17 protein-coding genes and 3 pseudogenes are annotated in these 15,230 nt (G+C 57.9%); 8 read left to right on the top strand and 12 right to left on the bottom strand.

Annotated features, from left to right (window positions below; all coding sequences use genetic code 11):
- Nucleotides 1-168: 168 nt before the first annotated feature.
- The gene (locus tag BW940_RS18495) at nucleotides 169-591 is read right to left on the bottom strand and encodes a GtrA family protein (RefSeq protein WP_076610669.1); all 423 of its coding nucleotides are present in this window, start codon (nucleotides 589-591) and stop codon (nucleotides 169-171) included.
- Nucleotides 592-2,040: a sulfatase gene (locus BW940_RS18490; protein WP_076610668.1), complete on the bottom strand. Its 1,449-nt coding sequence runs from the start codon at nucleotides 2,038-2,040 to the stop codon at nucleotides 592-594. It lies immediately after the preceding gene.
- Between the two features lie 395 nt (nucleotides 2,041-2,435).
- Here BW940_RS18490 and BW940_RS18485 point away from each other — a divergent pair, with 395 nt between their 5' ends.
- Nucleotides 2,436-3,257 (top strand): IS5 family transposase, encoded by an 822-nt coding sequence (locus BW940_RS18485; RefSeq protein ID WP_076610667.1) that lies wholly within the window; start codon nucleotides 2,436-2,438, stop codon nucleotides 3,255-3,257.
- A gap of 120 nt (nucleotides 3,258-3,377) precedes the next feature.
- Here the strand turns inward: BW940_RS18485 and BW940_RS18480 are convergent, their stop codons facing one another.
- Nucleotides 3,378-3,677: a hypothetical protein gene (locus BW940_RS18480; protein ID WP_076610666.1), complete on the bottom strand. Its 300-nt coding sequence runs from the start codon at nucleotides 3,675-3,677 to the stop codon at nucleotides 3,378-3,380.
- A gap of 312 nt (nucleotides 3,678-3,989) precedes the next feature.
- On the opposite strand from BW940_RS18480, the pseudogene BW940_RS22710 reads away from it, so the two are divergent.
- Both BW940_RS22710 and BW940_RS22550 read left to right on the top strand, forming a co-directional pair.
- Nucleotides 3,990-4,209, top strand: a pseudogene (locus BW940_RS22710) (IS630 family transposase); the annotation flags it as partial.
- A gap of 52 nt (nucleotides 4,210-4,261) precedes the next feature.
- Nucleotides 4,262-4,405: pseudogene (locus tag BW940_RS22550) on the top strand (IS630 family transposase); the annotation flags it as partial.
- A gap of 277 nt (nucleotides 4,406-4,682) precedes the next feature.
- On the opposite strand, the pseudogene BW940_RS18465 reads toward BW940_RS22550, so the two are convergent.
- Nucleotides 4,683-4,811 (bottom strand): annotated as a pseudogene (locus BW940_RS18465) (helix-turn-helix domain-containing protein); the annotation flags it as partial.
- Between the two features lie 101 nt (nucleotides 4,812-4,912).
- Between BW940_RS18465 and BW940_RS18460 the strand changes: the two are divergent.
- A complete protein-coding gene (locus tag BW940_RS18460) occupies nucleotides 4,913-5,311 on the top strand; it encodes a CBS domain-containing protein (RefSeq protein WP_076610665.1) in 399 nt (132 codons plus the stop codon).
- Here the strand turns inward: BW940_RS18460 and BW940_RS20915 are convergent.
- The 3 genes from BW940_RS20915 to BW940_RS18435 all read right to left on the bottom strand — a co-directional run bounded on the left by BW940_RS20915 (nucleotide 5,308) and on the right by BW940_RS18435 (nucleotide 8,556).
- Nucleotides 5,308-7,539 (bottom strand): PAS domain S-box protein, encoded by a 2,232-nt coding sequence (locus tag BW940_RS20915; RefSeq protein WP_084776813.1) that lies wholly within the window; start codon nucleotides 7,537-7,539, stop codon nucleotides 5,308-5,310. The two genes, BW940_RS18460 and BW940_RS20915, sit on opposite strands and share 4 nt — an antisense overlap.
- 202 nt (nucleotides 7,540-7,741) lie before the next feature.
- Nucleotides 7,742-8,098, bottom strand: a complete 357-nt coding sequence (locus BW940_RS18440; protein WP_076610664.1) for a DsrE family protein — start codon at nucleotides 8,096-8,098, stop codon at nucleotides 7,742-7,744.
- An 83-nt stretch (nucleotides 8,099-8,181) separates the two neighbouring features.
- Nucleotides 8,182-8,556: a winged helix-turn-helix transcriptional regulator gene (locus tag BW940_RS18435; protein ID WP_076610663.1), complete on the bottom strand. Its 375-nt coding sequence runs from the start codon at nucleotides 8,554-8,556 to the stop codon at nucleotides 8,182-8,184.
- A gap of 197 nt (nucleotides 8,557-8,753) precedes the next feature.
- Between BW940_RS18435 and BW940_RS18430 the strand changes: the two genes are divergently transcribed.
- The 3 genes from BW940_RS18430 to BW940_RS18420 all read left to right on the top strand — a co-directional run bounded on the left by BW940_RS18430 (nucleotide 8,754) and on the right by BW940_RS18420 (nucleotide 11,927).
- Nucleotides 8,754-9,785 (top strand): NAD(P)/FAD-dependent oxidoreductase, encoded by a 1,032-nt coding sequence (locus BW940_RS18430; protein WP_076610662.1) that lies wholly within the window; start codon nucleotides 8,754-8,756, stop codon nucleotides 9,783-9,785.
- A 174-nt stretch (nucleotides 9,786-9,959) separates the two neighbouring features.
- Nucleotides 9,960-10,376, top strand: coding sequence for a CoA-binding protein (locus BW940_RS18425; protein WP_076610661.1), 417 nt, complete (start codon nucleotides 9,960-9,962; stop codon nucleotides 10,374-10,376).
- Between the two features lie 114 nt (nucleotides 10,377-10,490).
- Nucleotides 10,491-11,927, top strand: a complete 1,437-nt coding sequence (locus BW940_RS18420) for a dihydrolipoyl dehydrogenase (RefSeq protein ID WP_076610660.1) — start codon at nucleotides 10,491-10,493, stop codon at nucleotides 11,925-11,927.
- 30 nt (nucleotides 11,928-11,957) lie between these two features.
- Here the strand turns inward: BW940_RS18420 and BW940_RS21595 are convergent, their stop codons facing one another.
- The 5 genes from BW940_RS21595 to BW940_RS18395 form a co-directional block, all read right to left on the bottom strand.
- The gene (locus BW940_RS21595; RefSeq protein WP_159440189.1) at nucleotides 11,958-12,134 is read right to left on the bottom strand and encodes a hypothetical protein; all 177 of its coding nucleotides are present in this window, start codon (nucleotides 12,132-12,134) and stop codon (nucleotides 11,958-11,960) included.
- Nucleotides 12,135-12,339: 205 nt separating this feature from the next.
- Nucleotides 12,340-12,603: a helix-turn-helix domain-containing protein gene (locus tag BW940_RS18415; protein ID WP_076610659.1), complete on the bottom strand. Its 264-nt coding sequence runs from the start codon at nucleotides 12,601-12,603 to the stop codon at nucleotides 12,340-12,342.
- 73 nt (nucleotides 12,604-12,676) lie between these two features.
- The gene (locus BW940_RS18410) at nucleotides 12,677-13,180 is read right to left on the bottom strand and encodes a peroxiredoxin family protein (protein WP_076610658.1); all 504 of its coding nucleotides are present in this window, start codon (nucleotides 13,178-13,180) and stop codon (nucleotides 12,677-12,679) included.
- Between the two features lie 363 nt (nucleotides 13,181-13,543).
- Nucleotides 13,544-14,185, bottom strand: a complete 642-nt coding sequence (locus BW940_RS20910; RefSeq protein ID WP_084776812.1) for a MaoC/PaaZ C-terminal domain-containing protein — start codon at nucleotides 14,183-14,185, stop codon at nucleotides 13,544-13,546.
- Nucleotides 14,186-14,332: 147 nt separating this feature from the next.
- Nucleotides 14,333-14,830, bottom strand: coding sequence for a hypothetical protein (locus tag BW940_RS18395; protein WP_076610657.1), 498 nt, complete (start codon nucleotides 14,828-14,830; stop codon nucleotides 14,333-14,335).
- Between the two features lie 154 nt (nucleotides 14,831-14,984).
- Between BW940_RS18395 and BW940_RS21985 the strand changes: the two genes are divergently transcribed.
- On the top strand, nucleotides 14,985-15,200 hold the full coding sequence (locus BW940_RS21985; protein WP_076610656.1) for a hypothetical protein: 216 nt from the start codon (nucleotides 14,985-14,987) through the stop codon (nucleotides 15,198-15,200).
- The last annotated feature ends 30 nt before the right edge of the window (nucleotides 15,201-15,230 follow it).

The following is a 15,230-nucleotide window of genomic DNA, read 5'->3' as shown; positions in this document are numbered from 1 at the left end:
GCTCAAATTACCGCTTGAACAAACAACGTGAGGCGGATTTCAGTGACTCATCACGTTTCCATCGACTCTCTACAATCTGAATCGGCAACTACTGTGAAGACGCGGGTATGCGCTCGCACTATGTATCAGCGGTCGAGGAGCGTCCTCGAGGCTCGACCTCGAGGCGATTCATCCCCACGTCCATCGTGCCTCGAGTACGTACCGGTAGAGCCCGCTGAGACCGATCGCAATCGCGTTGGCTAAGAGATACGGTGTCCACAGCCACTCCACGAACAGAAAGAGGATGCCGAGCTGGATCGGTATTGCCGTCCCGCGGACGACGTTCGTTTTGAGTAATCCGATAAAATATTCGACGCGACCGGTATTTTGCGATTTCCGGAAGGTCCACGCGTTGTTGAGGACATAGGAGAGGATGATGGTGATCTCGATGGCAATCAATGCCCCAAGTAGGTAGTGTAGCTTTGCCCTGTCGACGAACGCCCAGAGCAATACCATCTGTACCCCGGCGGTAACGATTCCAACAACGACGAACCGCCGCAACTGTGGCGCGATCGGCCCGCTGTACAGATTGCGAAGGAACGATCGGATCATCTATCGGTATCCGAGTGCTGTCAATCGAGCTTCGAGGTCGTCGTCGATAGCGTCATCATCGTCGCTATCGTCAGCCGCCGCTGTCGTCTCTGTCTCCCGTAGCACGCTCGCATGGTCTGCAGTAATCGATGTGAACGCTTCGATTCGCTCCCGTTGCTCGGGGGTCGGATCAGTCGCGAGGTTTGTTTGCTGATGCGGATCGGCAGGACGATAATACAGTTCGTGTTCGTTCGTCTCTATGTTCTCGATGTAGGTCCACTCTTGATCCCGGACACTGATGAGAAGATCACCGTCCGCAAGCGACCGCGGAATCGGTTGTGACGTTACGTTCTCGTCTCGAACAGTGACCGAGACGACCGGCTCGTCGACCGGTGGTTCGTCGCCGCGAACGCTCGACACGAGCGACGATCCCGTCCATGCATCCGGTGGCTGAACGTCGAGCAACTCCGTTACCGTCGGTGGAATCGCATCCAGCCCAACCTGTCGCTCCACTCGTCGTTGCTCGGACCCGGGTATGTCGACGAGAAGCGGAACCTGAATCAGTTCGTCGTACAGCTTCGGATAGTGTGCGAGGTGTCCGTGTTCCTGAAATTCCTCGCCGTGATCGCCTGCCACGATGACGGCGGTTTCGTCGTCACGTCCGGCTTCCGAGAGCGCCTCGAGGAGCCGACCGATGCTGGCATCGACCTGCCGAACCGCCGCCTGATAGAGCGTTCGAAGGTCCGTAAGCGTTCGATCGCTGACGTCCCAGCCGAGCCCCGTCCGTGTATGTGCGAGCAACATTCTGTGGGTTCCGAGCAGGTCGTTCGACACCTCACGGATATACCGGGGTGCGGGGACATAGGGCGTGTGAACGTCCATGTAGTGGACCCAGAGGAAAAACGGCGCGTCCGTCTCCGCGATGAACGAACTCGCAGCGTGCTCGACATCAAACATTCGTGACGTATCCAGAAATGGCCGATCGTCGGTTTCTCGTCGAAGCCACGAGCCGGCACGACGGATCGGTGATGCGGCCAGTTGAAGCCACGCCTCGACGGTCGGGTGTGTTGCGAGATATCGACTGTATACGCTGGAGCCGACGTTTGCAACGAAAGACTCGAACTCGTCGAACCCATCGTCGTATCCCCAGTGGGAGGTCAGAAACCCGTTTGCAGCGTTGAACCCACCAGTCGAGATGTCCGCTTTCGACAGTGTGCCAGCGAGCGTCGGTGACTCCGTGATGCCGATCCCCTCGCCGTCGGCGAACACCGGACGTGATGACAACATCGACGGGAACGAAAACGGCGTCCAGTTTCCGGTTGCAAAGGCCCGTTCGAAGACGGTCCCTCGGTCTGCGAACGAATTTAATACGGGAGTGTGCTGGTCGCCATCGTAGGGGCTGATTGCGTCCGCTCGGAGTGAATCGACCGTGATGAGGACGACGTTTGAAACAGCTTCATCAGTGGCCATACGGCACCAGTCCTCCGGTATTTCGGTCCCGATTCGATATGATTTGCCGCCAGTAAACGGAGACTGGGCGTATTCTCCTCATCGGAGTCTGAAGCGAACAGTTCGTATTCACCGATTTGAAGTCATTAGACACTGTGCTAGTAACTAATTAGTTCGTTGCTGGAATGAGCGTTTCGATACTGCCGAAGAATATTTTCTTTTTCTACATATTCTGGACAACAATTACTACGGCTCACTTTTTCGTTCGCTAAAACGATCCAAAACTGTATTTCGCTCTCCTGTTTGGAGAGCACCGGCTCTGATGAGAAATAAATGCTTACTATAGCAATCGTTAGACATTTTTGGCTCTGTTGAAATCATTGGAGAGTTACAGATTCAGCCAATAGTGTGAGCGGATGCAGCCCCTCCCAAAGTCGCGGTTACTTCGGTTTGTCGAGCAAGCATTTCACCTTGCCCAGCGAGCAGTCTCACGCTATTCCTCAAAGTACTCGAAACAACGGTACACGCTTCATCAGCACGTTGTTCTGCTCTGTCTCAAAGTTCGGAAGAACACGACCTATCGAACCCTCCTCGACGAACTCATCGAAATGCCCTGCATTCGGAATGCAATCAACCTCACCGAACTCCCTGCGCCGTCAACGCTGTGCAAAGCGTTCGACAGACTCGATATGGCGGTCTGGCGAGTGCTTCTCAATCTCTCTGTGTCACTGCTCCCGACCAACGGTGTTGCGGGAATCGATGCTTCGGGATTCGACCGAACTCACGCCTCGAAACACTACACGAAACGAGCTGAACTCACGATTCAGCAGATCAAAGTGACACTGCTGGTCGATACGAAGGTAAACGCAATCCTCGATCTACACGTGACGACGACACGAAAACACGATAGCCGGATTGCGCCGTCGTTGATCAAACGCAACCCCAATACCATTGACATCCTGCTCGGTGACAAAGGCTACGACGACCAGAAGATCAGACGGCTTGCCCGTCAACACGAGGTTCGCCCACTGATCAAGCATCGTGAGTTCACATTGCTCCACAAGGCATGGAACGTACGCATAGACGCTGATCTCTACGGCCAGCGGAGTCAATCCGAGACTGTCAATTCCACGCTCAAGCGAAAGTACGGTGCATTCGTCCGCTCACGACGCTGGTGGAAACAGTTCCGTGAACTCACCATTGCCTGTCTCATTCATAATGTAGACCGATCACTCTGAACGGTCAATACAGGGCAAGCAACTACCGAAGCAGCTATCGACTATCCGAAATGTGTCAAAAACAGCTGCTGAATAGAGAGGATAGATTCAGCAACCGCTCAGCGTTCGTTTCCATACTGCTCAGTCGTGTTGAGTCTGAATCCTGGCAACGCTAAGAGCGATAGTGGTAAGCACACCAACACCGGACGCCATCAGTAGTATTGCGGCTATTGGTGAGGTCGTCATATCAAGTGCATCGAGAAACCACAGCAACGCCAGCGCGGTTAGAGCAAATACGCCCGTTACGTCAGTAGCGTCAGAGGGTACGTCCTGATCGTCGTACTCCCGGGAATGGCGACGGTATCGGTAGGTCACGACCACAAGTGCCGCCAATGCAAACACGAATAACGCACCCGTTGCGGTCGGCGATTCGGCAATCATGACAGTGTCTTCAACATACAAGTTTTTGAAATAACCGAATCGAGTGTATTACTTCTGGCTCTGTCTAATTTAGTGAATCAGTATTAAGCCTCTGACGACATAACATGCGCTCTCGCACCACACATTCCAGAACTCGTCCATGTGAGATACGCGCTCTGTATCTTGCACGCCGCTAATAAAATAATCGCTGTTTGGTAGGTAGACTGGTGGTCAGTTCGCAGCTCTCATTGACCGACTGTTTCAGACGAAAATATATCTGAAGAATAGGATTTCAACAGAGCCACATTTTTTCAAGTCATGTAGCTACAGTTAGTGAATCGTCTCGACGAGATTTCTGTCGAGGAGCTACAAGATGCCCTCGACCACGTGAACGGAAAAGAAGCCGACATAACGGCTCTTAGCAGCTATCGCGTACAAAAACGGTGTGACACAGACTGAAATCGCCGAGTAGTAAGATGTGCAGCGACGACCGATCTCTAGTTGGCTCAATCGACTCGATACTGACGAGTCGCTTGAGTACGCTGTCGCTGATAATCTCTGATCTGGAAGGAAACAAAACCCCTCAGAAAACAATCAATAACCGTTCGTGGTTTCCGCGCGGCACGCGGCCGGCTGTCGAACTTTCTGGTCAACGCAAGTGGATGTGTCTGCTGGGCGCAATCACCGAAGACAGAGATCGATTTTTTCGGTTCGAAGCGTCTGTCACTGCCGAACACGCAAAACATTTCCAAACGCGAGTAAGCAGATGGGGCTTCCTGTTCCCACGACGTTGTCAGACCTCGTCTGACTGCCTCTCGAGGATTCCTCGACAAACGTACTTTGCAGGAACCGATTGAGTCTCCACGGGCCTTCGAAAACTGCTTACTGATCAAAATACCGTTTACGAATAATTTCTAAGGAATTGATCAATTTATGATTTGGCGACGCCGAGTCGATCGGTGATGCGTCTCTTTTGAGGCTTGCCAGACTGGTTCGATTGGATTGAGGTGTGGTGATCCAACACGGGGTCGACGTGCCGTCTACCCGGTTGAGCCAGTGAAGAAAGTGGTTGTAGACCTGTCGGCAGGTATCGACAGTCCACGCTAATCGCTCGTGGAGTTCGTCGGTCGGGTTGAGCCAATACCTGTCGTTCACATCGCATTCGACTGATTTACCGATCAAATCGATGCCGGCCAAGGGGTTAACCGTCTCTGCGCTGTACCTCTATCATGATTGATCAAACTATATCCAGCGTGATGACACGAGACGTCCGAACCATCTCCGAGGAGACGACGGCCAGTACTGCCGCGAGGGTGTTCGCAGAGGACGATATTGGATCGGTGATCGTGACTGCCCCAGAGACGAACGACATCCAGGGCATTGTCACCAAATCAGATATCATGCATCAAGTCGCCGTTGATGCGGATATCTCATCCGTCTCTGTGGGATCGTTCATGTCGACACCGGTCATCACGGTTGCGGGCGACAAATCGATCCATACAGCGGCCTCACTGATGAAAGAACATTCGATTCGACACCTCCCAGTCGTCGATGATAGTGAACTCATTGGGATTTTGACGACGACTAATTTGGCTCACTATCTGCCCCGACTTCGGAAGAACATTCTCTGGGCTCGAGACGAGTCTAGCGGTTAGTAGCACTCATTTGCCCTCTCCAAGCACCTCGGCGCGATTGAGGGTAATCTCACGACGGTCCCGCGGGGATTGCGGTCCTCGAACTCGAGGCGGCCGTTCGAGCGGCGGACGAGCCAGTAGACATGCCACAGCCCTAGGCCGCTACCGTGGATGAGTGTCCCCTCTTCTTGGACCTCCTTGAGGACGTCGCGTTCCATCGCTGCGATTCCCGGTCCGGTGTCGATAACGTCGATCCGGATGGAGTCCTCGTCGCAGGGTGCGCGAACACGAACGGTCACCGTCGGTTCGTCGGCGTCGTTGTGAACGATCGCGTTCTCGACCAGCTCCGTAATGGCCTCGTCGATCTGCTCGACCATGAGAGCCATCGCCTCGTCGGGGAGGTCGGCCTCAATAGTTGCGTCGGGATGCGCCGTTCGAGCACCAGCGATGACACGTTGGACGATCAGTACGATATCACCCGAGCGCCGTTGCGGCGGTTCCGAAAGGAGCTGTGTGATCCGGCGGCCCCGCTCGGCCGTTTCGAGGAGTGCGTCAGTGCTCTCGGTGATAACGGTCGCATGCTGGTGGACGTCCTCGTCCCCAACATTCAGAATCGCGTCCGCGTGCCCCTCGACGACGTTGAGTTCGGTCCGGAGGTTGTGCCGGAGCACCCGATCAAGCATCTGGAGTTGCTGTTCGCGTTCTTTGCGTGCGGTGATGTCACTCTGGATGGCGACGAATTCTCCGACCTCGCCGTCCTCGTCGAGCAGCGGTGCGATCGTCTGGTGGGCGTAGTAGAGCTCGTCGACGACCTCGTGGTCCCAGATGCCACCCGAGAGGATCGTCTCCCAGAGGTCGTTGTAGTAGTCGTCGTCGTGTTGGCCCGACTGGAGGAGTTTCGGCGTGCTACCGATGGCCTCCTCCCTGCTGTAACCAGTGATCTCCTCGAACGCGGGATTGATCTGGGTGATCGTTCCGTCGAGATCGGTGACGAAAATCGCCTGTCCAGCCGACTCGACAGCACGACGGAATCGACGCAGTTCCTGTTGGCGCTCGTGCTCGTAGGTAATATCTTCCTGAAAGCCGACGTAGTGGGGCGCATCACGTCCGTCAGCGTCGATCGGGGCCACCGTCAGGCGGTTCCAGAAGGGTGTTCCGTCTTTCCGGTAGTTGAGGATCTCCGTGGTGAGCGTCTCGTTCTCGCCGATGGCCCGACCGATCGCGGCGACGGTCTCCTCGTCTGTCTCCGGTCCCTGGAGGAACCGGCAGTCACGACCAAGCGCCTCCTCGCGGTCGTAGCCGGTGATCGCGGTGAACGCGTCGTTGACGTACACCATCGGGTTGTCTCCCACGTCAGTGGTTGATTCGGCGATCGCGATCCCGATCGGTGCCGAGTCCATCGCACGAGTCTTCAACGCCAGGTCCTCCTGTCGGGTCCGCCGTTCGGAGACGTCTCGGAGGATGACCACCGCCGACGGCTCGCCACCCCACTCGGTACGAGCTGCGGTCACCTCGACGGGCAAACGCGTCCCGTTCTCGAGTCGGAGGTCGGTCTCGTAGCTGTCGAGGGACGGCTCTCCTCGCTGGACCGCTGCCAGAGTCGTCGCCGTCAGATCGTCGGCGACCGAGAGGACTTCTTCGAGTGGCGTTCCAGTCGGCGGTCGGATCCCGGAGTCGCCACGGGGCTGGTCGTCTGGTAGCGCTCCGAAATCGATCCCATCGAGCAACGCTCTGACACGAGGGTTTGCGTACGCGACGGTCCCGTTCCGGACGACGAGCAGTGCGTCCGGGGCCGCATCGAGGACAGCCCGGACTTGGATATCTGAATCGACAATCTCGGCGTGGCGTCGGTAGTACGCGACGGCGTCGATGATGACCCTCGAAAGCGATTCGCTCTGGTCGATGTCAGGGTCCTTGATCAGGTAGTCGGTCACGCCCGCAGCGATGGCGTCGCTTGCGACCGATTCGTTACCCTCGCCGGTAAACAGTACAAACGGGAGCTTTGGTGCCCGTGCTCGGATCGTCTGGAGCAGGGCGACGCCGTCGATATCAGGGAGCGAATGGTCGCTGACGATACAGTCGATCCAGTCCTCCTCACGGAGGCACTCGAGTGCGTTCCGCGCCGAGCGGACGGTGACTCCGCGATCGATTCCTGACGCTTCGAGCCCATCCACGAGTCGGTCGCCAGCAGCCCGGTCGGCGGTGACGACGAGCACGCCGATTGGCTGCTCGTCATCGCGTGTGGCCATATGGGTGGTACCCTATGCTGCTCGCTGAAAAACCCACGTACAGCGGCGAGCCATGCATCTACCCGTCCGATCGACATTTGGAGGGGATCGTGGGCTGACTCCGAAACCGGTCCCGGGAGACGGACAGTACAGGACCGACTCAGGCTCCATGCGAGGACGACTGATCGGTAGTCTCACCTGGTTGGAACGGACCGATTGTGGCTTAAAACGTGATGACTTCGTAGTCGTCGTCGACGAGCGATCGCACGCTCGGATGGCCATCGTGATCAGCAAGCGTTACGACATCTGTCTCGCTGATCGCGTCTTCGACGCCGAACGCACCCGCACAGAAGTCACAGGCAGCTACGTCTTCCTGAACGGCTTGATACAGCTCGTGATAGTCGCTTTCTTCGTCTTCCAGTTCTGGAATCCACTGCGTTCCCGCCCCATCGAAGATGAGTTCGACGTCGTCGCCATCCGTTTGTGCGAATTCCTTTGCTGCCTCGAGTCCGTTTACGAGACGGCCCACGTCGGCGTGCGACTCAGTTCCTGCAAGGATTACGATTGCTGCGTTCGTCATTACACGTCCCAGTACAGTCGGGATTGATAAAAGCTCACGCGAACGGACGAGTAATGGGGTTACGAGTTCCTCACCCCATCTGGTTACACGATCGAGCTATCTTTGGTCGCTGCGGGCATGAGGTGTTCTTGCCCCCAGTCAGCCATCTCTAAGATCACCGACTCGAGCGATTCGCCGAGTTCGGTCAACGAATACTCGACGCGGACCGGTTTCTCGTTGACGATCTCCCTGTTGATCAGCTGTTTCTGTTCGAGGTCATCGAGCACGTCCGAGAGGACCTTACTCGAGATCCCACCGACTTCTTCTTTGAGTGCATTGAATCCGAGTGGTCCGTTGTCAAGCAATCGGTGGAGTACGACAGTGTGCCACTTTTTCCCGATCAGCGTCGCGGTAGCCGTGACCGGACACCAATCTTCGCCTGCACACCAGATTTCCAGTTTCTGTGTCGGCTCGCTCATGCATTCGTACTCGTACTGAATGGATATATAGTTACGTATTGTACTCTAGTTACGTTTAGTGACTTGAAATCTCGCTCCAGTACTCGCGTGTTCACCGACGTTCGAACGTCGTTACGACCCAGTAACCGGGTGACGAGACGGTTGGCTGAGCATTATAACCTACCGGTCGTAATTGAGTTACTATAGGTAACCATAGAATGACGACATCCACTGCTTCCCCAGATACCACCCACTACGAGGTCGCCGTCGTCGGCGGTGGGCCAGCAGGCCTGACGACAGCGCTATACACAGCACGACTCGGTCACGAAACTGCTGTCTTCGACCGCGGTGGCGGTCGCGCCGCGATGATACAGGAGACACACAACGTGATCGGCGTTCCCGAATCGGTGTCTGGAAACGAGTTCCTCGAGACGGCCGTCGAACAGATCCAGTCCTACGGCGCAGCCTACCGTACGGAGTTCGTGACCAGTGTCGACCGACGTGACGGCGTGTTCGAACTCGAGACGACCGACGGCTCGGCGACTGCCGACCGTGTCGTGCTCGCAACTGGGTTCTCCGACGGTCGCCCTGAGCCGCCACTGCCTCGGACCGGACGCGGATTACACTACTGTCTCCACTGTGATGCGTACCTGTTCGTCGACGAACCGGTGTACGTGATGGGTCACGACGACAGTGCCGCCACCGTCGCCATGCTCATGCTCAACGTCACTGACGACGTCGACCTCCTGGTGCGGGGTACGGAGCCCGACTGGAGTGCTGAAACGGACGTCTTGCTCTCGAATCATCCCGTCGACGTCGTTCACGAGGATGTCTCTGGCGTCCAAAACGGCGAAGACGGGTGGCTCGAGGCGCTGGAATTCGACGATGGAACCGTCCGCGAGTACACGGGTGGCTTTGCGATGTACGGCTCCGAGTACAACGACGACCTGGCGACGTCGCTCGGCGCAGAACTCACGGACGACGGCACAGTCGTCGTCGGCGACCACGGCCGCACGTCTGTCGATGGCCTGTTCGCTGTCGGCGACCTGACCCCCGGCCACAACCAGATTCCCGTCGCGATGGGGCATGGGGCGAAGGCTGGTATCGAACTTCATAAAAGTCTCCGCGAGTTCCCGAAATCTCTCGCGGACCTCGAGGCCGAAGGTGCAGTCGACCCGCAGGACGCTCCCGCAATTTCTGCTGCGTTGCGGTCGCAAGCGAACACTCACTCGTCGGCTGGAGGCGACTGAGCCACCGCCCTCGAGTAACTCACTGTCCAAGTCTGTGCTGTGGCCAGTGTGCAGTTGCGTTGCCAGACCAAGATCTATGTCGTCGCTGTCCAGTCATTCGAAGACGACGCCAGCGATGGCAACTGTGGCTGGAGACGACGGTGGTCTTTTGACAGTTGCTATTCTACAGATGGTATGCCCATCGAAACAGATGCCGAAGTCAGAACCGTACTCGAAAAGAAAACGGTCGCTGTCGTCGGCTGCTCGTCGACACCCAGGAAAGCTGCCCACGGGATTCCAACGTACCTCCAGGAACAGGGCTATGAGGTCATTCCAGTCAATCCCAACGCAGACGAACTCCTGGGACGGCCCGCCTACGATTCGCTCTCAGATATCGAGGAGGAGATCGACATCGTCGACGTGTTTCGGCCGAGCCCCGAAGTGGCAGGAATCGTCGACGAGGTTCTCGAGCGGGACGACGTCGACGTTATTTGGCTCCAACTCGGCATTCACGACGACGAGGCGGTCGCTCGAGCGGAAGCAGCCGGCCTGCGTGTCGTCCAGGATCGGTGTATGAAACCCGAGCACCAGCGACTGATCGCGTCCGCCTGATCTCCGAGCACTCGCGTCAGCAGACCGAGAGCGAGCACGGAGGCGCAACCTCGAACCGGCTTACCCCCTCGTAACTCGGTGTTTCATTAGTGATGCGCGTCTGATATCGTGTACATGGACGAATTCGACTTGTTAGTTATCGGGTCGGGCTCCGGGCTCGACGTCGCAAACGTCGCGGCGAATCACGGACAGTCCGTTGCCGTAGTCGAAAAGGGGCCACTCGGTGGCACGTGTCTCAACCGTGGCTGCATCCCCTCGAAGCTGCTGTTGTATCACGCGGACGTTCTGGAAACGATCGAGCGTGCCGACGAGTTTCATATCGACGCGACCGTCGACGATATCGCCTTTGCCGAGATCGTCCGCGAAGTCACCGAGGAGGTCGAAGCCGATGCGGAGTCGATCCGCCGCGGACTGCAGTCGTCGTCCGCCCACGAACTGTTCGAGGGAGAAGGACGGTTCGTCGACGAGCGGACCGTCGAAATCTCCGGCGGCGAGGACGACGGCACGCGCCTCCGAGCGGACACCGTCCTGATCGCCGCCGGAACCCGGCCGTCGGTTCCGGATATCGATGGTCTCGAGGAGACGGACTACCTGACGAGCACCGAGGCCCTCCAACTGGAGTCACAACCTGACCACCTCGTCATCGTCGGTGGTGGCTATATCGCGGCCGAACTCGGCCACTTCTTCGGGACGTTCGGGACCGATGTGACGATCATCGGCCGCCGCCCGAACCTTCTTCCAGAGGCCGACGAAGCGGTTGCAACGGCGTTTACCGACCGATACGCGGACCGGTTTACTGTGCACACGGGGCACGCTGCAACGGCGGTCTCCGAAACCGACGGTACGGTGACCGTCGAGGCGCGACCGTACGAGTACGGCCCTGATAGCGGCATTCTTGAGGACAAAGATCCCGTGACGGTGTCTGGAGACGAGCTGCTCATCGCAGCAGGACGGGTTCCGAACACCGATACGCTGAACCTCGAGGCAACGGGCGTCAAGACGGATGCCCGTGGCTTCATCGAGACCGACGAGTACCTGCAGACCACTGCCGACGACGTGTGGGCACTCGGCGACATTGCCGGGGAATATCTACTCAAACACAGCGCCAACCACGAAGCGCGAGCGGCCGCACAGAACATCTTTGGCGACGATCTACAGCCAGTCGACTACAGCGCGATGCCGTTCGCTGTCTTCGCCTCACCCGAAGTTGCGGGGGTTGGCGCACTCGAGCAGGACCTCCGCGCTGCGGGTCGCGAGTACGCGACGAATACCTATCGCTACGAAAACACCGCTCGAGGCGACGCGATGCACGCCGAGGGGTTCGTGAAGGTGCTCATCGATCTGGAGGGCGAAATTCTCGGCTGTCACATCATCGGCCCGGAAGCGTCGTCGCTCGTGCAGGAAGTCGTCGTCGCGATGAAAGCCGGGTCGGGGACGGTACAGGACATTCGCGACGCTGTGCACATCCATCCGGCACTGCCCGAAGTCGTCCAGCGTGCGTTTTCCGGAGGGTTCACTCGTGGTGACGATGGCGATCACCATCACGGATAAGCTGGCACTCGAGTTGGAAAAAACGGTTGATTACGCCATCGTGAGCGCATCGATCCAGTCGTCCGACTGAACCCAGGCGTCCTCGTTGCGTTCGTCGTAGACGATCAACTCATCAGTTTCAGTCCGGACAGCCGAGTACTGCTCGAGTGAGGCGGCGTCGACGCCGATCGTTGGTTGCTGGGTGGGGTGCGTTGTGTCTGTGGACATGGTGACTCTCCTCGGTTGCTTACTGTACACTACTAGGTAACACGGAGTAACGTATAAGCGCTCGCGAACGCCCTCGTTAGGCGGTTACGTCGTGGAAAGTGATGGGAGGTTCTCGTCGCCAGTTGGGTATCGCTGCCCAGCTGTGTGCAGGTTCCGTGGCTCGATTTCCGTGCCGTGAACCGCTGAACAGCTACGAGAACCCCTCTCAGTCGTCCGCGGCCGCCGACTCGTCAGTCAGCAACGGGTCGGACACCGAGTAAAGCGATTTTCTCGCGTCGCGGAAGTAGACGCGTTCGTGAAGGACGCCGGCATCACGGAGCGCATCGAGTGCGTACCGAACGGTCCGTTTGCTCAGCCGTGTTTCGGCTGCGAGTTGACTTTGTGTCATCGCGCCGTCGACGGAAAGCACTTTCAATACGAGTTTGCCACTCGGGGGGAGATCGTAGAGTTGGTCCGGAACGGGAGTCATGATATGCGTTTCATCGTCGTCTCGTCATATACGTTTTCAGCCCCGATGTATCGACCGTACACGACCGACCCGATCATACTCGAGCGGCGGCGAGGTCGTCGACGCGCTCTAAGAGATCGTCGACGGACGGGCGGTCGGCTGGCATCGTCCCGCGATGGACGTACTCGAGCGTCGGTTCCTGGCCCGACGCGTCGATGAGGACAGCTTCCGGCATCCGTCCGACCATGTCGTGGAGCGAGCCGATGGCACCGAACCGTGTCGGCTGGTCGTACTGGTCGCTCGTCGCCTTTGACTCGTCGGCGAGCAGCGGAAACGGGAGGTCGTACTGGTCGTTCCAGCGTTCGGCCTGTTCGATCGGTTCGGGAAGGATCGAGACGACGTCCGTACGGTGGGCGCGGAAATCGTCGTATCTCGAGGCGATCGTCTGGACCTGATCTCGACATTTCGGGCAGTGGTAGTCCCGTTGGAACAACAGCACGATCGCGTCCCGGTCGGAGTCGGAAGCGTAGTCGCGCAGTCGAAACGGATCTGGGCCGGTCGCGGCGTTCGGGAGTTCAAAATCGGTGAGTTCAGTCATGGAAGTGGATGTTTTGGGTGATGTTGGCTCTGCGAACACCTGTGATAGCAGATGCTGCAATTGAAACGGAGACACCGTGGTGGTGTGCGCTTACGACGCTGTGTCGCCCTTTGGATTCGTCTCCGGCTCGCGACGGCAGTCTGTCCCACCATCGCGGCGGAGGACAGGAGTTGGCAGGTGGGTAGCTTTCGAATGAATCGAGGCTGAAGCGTGTGGTGGTGGGTGAGACGCTACGTGGCGCGCTTGCAACGGGTGCCTCCAACTGTACCGTCGGACTACGGGAACATAAATGGAAATCTAACGGAGCAGTTAGCGGCTTACCCAGCCGTAACCGCGTTCGGATCTCCCGACAGTCAGGTCGTCTCATTCCAGCGGCAACTCGTCGATGAGGACGGTCGCGGTCCCGTCGAGAACTGACGTTCCGGCGTCGTTTTCGACTCGAGTTGTGAGCCGATATTTGTCTTCGTCGAGTTGGTCGTCGATTCGACACCGTGCTGTGACCGTCTCCCCGATGAAAACCGGGCCGTGGAACTCGAGCGACTGTGAGAGGTAAATCGTGATGCCGGGCAAGGAGGCGAGTGCAGCACTGATCAGGCCCGAAACGAGTGTGCCGTGGACGATCCGACTCCCGAACCGGGTGCGACTGGCAAAACGTTCGTTGAGATGCAACGCGTTCGTATCGCTCGTCAGCGCAGCGAACCGCTCTACGTCCGCTTCCGTGATCGTTTTCGTCAGTGTGACTTCGTCCCCGACGTCGACGCGGTCATCGTGGTGGGTGTGGAGTTCGAACGTTCCGCTCGTCGACTCGGATGCCAGTCTCGAGGTCGTGACTCCGTCCTGTTTGTCGAGTGCAGGAAGCGCGGCCTCGACAAACCGCTGTGGATCGTTCTTGAACTGTTCTTTGCAGCCGTCCGAACAGAAGTGGTACAGCTGTCCATCGTACTCGGCCGTGATGCTGGACGTCAGTGGGTCGACTTCCATGCCGCAGGCTGGATCTGTCGCCATCTCGAGCGTCCCTATGCTAGGATTACGTATAGCCTGTCTTCGGTCGTGTGTTTGCCTTACACACTCGCGTTCAGAGAGGGAACTCTCGAGGAGACGATCGAGCCATCGCTCGAGGGCTGCTGTGACGACCGCAAAAAGTGTGCTGGATTACTCGTGAGCGACCAGCGCGTACGCCAGAGCGACCGGCACGGCGAAGACGATGTGACCGACCAGACTCACGAGCGTGCCCGGAATCGCGACGTTCGGGAACGGTGGCGCACCGGGGAAGCCAAGCACCGAAAGCCAGACGGGCATCACGAGGACGGCAAGAGCGGCGGTCGTCAGGACGCCGTAGCCGATTCCGAGGCCGATCGCCGGAGCGACACGTTTCGCCGGTTCGCGAAGCGGTCCAAACTGGACGAGCGCGACGTACGTTAGCCCGAGGACGACGCCGTGGAACTGGTGGATCGCCCAACCGGCCATCAGCGCCGGCCCTTCGATGCCGTACATCGCGGGAATCGCCATCTCGAGCATTGGAGCCGGAATCACGTACTGCATGATGAGGCCGAACAGAATGCTGCCGACGAAGCCGCCGACCGCACCTGCTGCCCAGTCTGTGGTCGTTACGTTACCAATCGAAACCGTTGTCTGTGTTTCAGTAGCCATGGGTTCGTTGCCTTCTGTAACTTCGTATGCGTTTGACTGGCATAACTGTAAGCTAAGCGAGAAGTAATGCGATAACTCCGGGGTAACGTCGGCTCGTGTCGACGGCGATAGCGCCCAGCTAAACGGTGTTCTCTCGTGGCACCGTACGGTGGATATGGATCCCGACGCGTTTCGAACGACGACCGATCTCGGCGTGACTGCGGTTACTGCCGAAGAGATGCGCGACGTCGACCACGTCGCTATCGAGACGTACGGCCTCTCGTTGCTCCAGATGATTGAACCACTCGGGATTCCGTACGCGCCACCGTTCGGCCACGAGTTCGCTATCAGCCTCGAGAAGACGGCCCCTCCGTCTGAGATGCCCCAGTAGTGCTCTCGAGACTGCTAACGGATCAGGCAG

It is taken from the genome of Natronorubrum thiooxidans (genome assembly GCF_900156475.1).
GTDB classification, from domain to species: domain Archaea; phylum Halobacteriota; class Halobacteria; order Halobacteriales; family Natrialbaceae; genus Natronorubrum; species Natronorubrum thiooxidans.
Note: the sequence above shows the minus strand (reverse complement) of the source record. Positions and strands in the feature narration are given on the sequence as shown.

What these genes read in the sequence shown, in the direction of transcription:
- BW940_RS18420 (WP_076610660.1), top strand. Translation starts at nt 10,491, where the DNA reads ATGGACGAATTCGACTTGTTAGTTATCGGGTCGGGCTCCGGGCTCGAC.
- BW940_RS18425 (WP_076610661.1), top strand. Translation starts at nt 9,960, where the DNA reads ATGCCCATCGAAACAGATGCCGAAGTCAGAACCGTACTCGAAAAGAAA.
- BW940_RS18410 (WP_076610658.1), bottom strand. Translation starts at nt 13,180, where the DNA reads ATGACTGAACTCACCGATTTTGAACTCCCGAACGCCGCGACCGGCCCA.
- BW940_RS18495 (WP_076610669.1), bottom strand. Translation starts at nt 591, where the DNA reads ATGATCCGATCGTTCCTTCGCAATCTGTACAGCGGGCCGATCGCGCCA.
- BW940_RS21985 (WP_076610656.1), top strand. Translation starts at nt 14,985, where the DNA reads ATGGATCCCGACGCGTTTCGAACGACGACCGATCTCGGCGTGACTGCG.
- BW940_RS18485 (WP_076610667.1), top strand. Translation starts at nt 2,436, where the DNA reads ATGCAGCCCCTCCCAAAGTCGCGGTTACTTCGGTTTGTCGAGCAAGCA.
- BW940_RS18415 (WP_076610659.1), bottom strand. Translation starts at nt 12,603, where the DNA reads ATGACTCCCGTTCCGGACCAACTCTACGATCTCCCCCCGAGTGGCAAA.
- BW940_RS18430 (WP_076610662.1), top strand. Translation starts at nt 8,754, where the DNA reads ATGACGACATCCACTGCTTCCCCAGATACCACCCACTACGAGGTCGCC.
- BW940_RS20910 (WP_084776812.1), bottom strand. Translation starts at nt 14,185, where the DNA reads ATGGCGACAGATCCAGCCTGCGGCATGGAAGTCGACCCACTGACGTCC.
- BW940_RS21595 (WP_159440189.1), bottom strand. Translation starts at nt 12,134, where the DNA reads ATGTCCACAGACACAACGCACCCCACCCAGCAACCAACGATCGGCGTC.
- BW940_RS18460 (WP_076610665.1), top strand. Translation starts at nt 4,913, where the DNA reads ATGACACGAGACGTCCGAACCATCTCCGAGGAGACGACGGCCAGTACT.
- BW940_RS20915 (WP_084776813.1), bottom strand. Translation starts at nt 7,539, where the DNA reads ATGGCCACACGCGATGACGAGCAGCCAATCGGCGTGCTCGTCGTCACC.
- BW940_RS18440 (WP_076610664.1), bottom strand. Translation starts at nt 8,098, where the DNA reads ATGACGAACGCAGCAATCGTAATCCTTGCAGGAACTGAGTCGCACGCC.
- BW940_RS18480 (WP_076610666.1), bottom strand. Translation starts at nt 3,677, where the DNA reads ATGATTGCCGAATCGCCGACCGCAACGGGTGCGTTATTCGTGTTTGCA.
- BW940_RS18490 (WP_076610668.1), bottom strand. Translation starts at nt 2,040, where the DNA reads ATGGCCACTGATGAAGCTGTTTCAAACGTCGTCCTCATCACGGTCGAT.
- BW940_RS18395 (WP_076610657.1), bottom strand. Translation starts at nt 14,830, where the DNA reads ATGGCTACTGAAACACAGACAACGGTTTCGATTGGTAACGTAACGACC.
- BW940_RS18435 (WP_076610663.1), bottom strand. Translation starts at nt 8,556, where the DNA reads ATGAGCGAGCCGACACAGAAACTGGAAATCTGGTGTGCAGGCGAAGAT.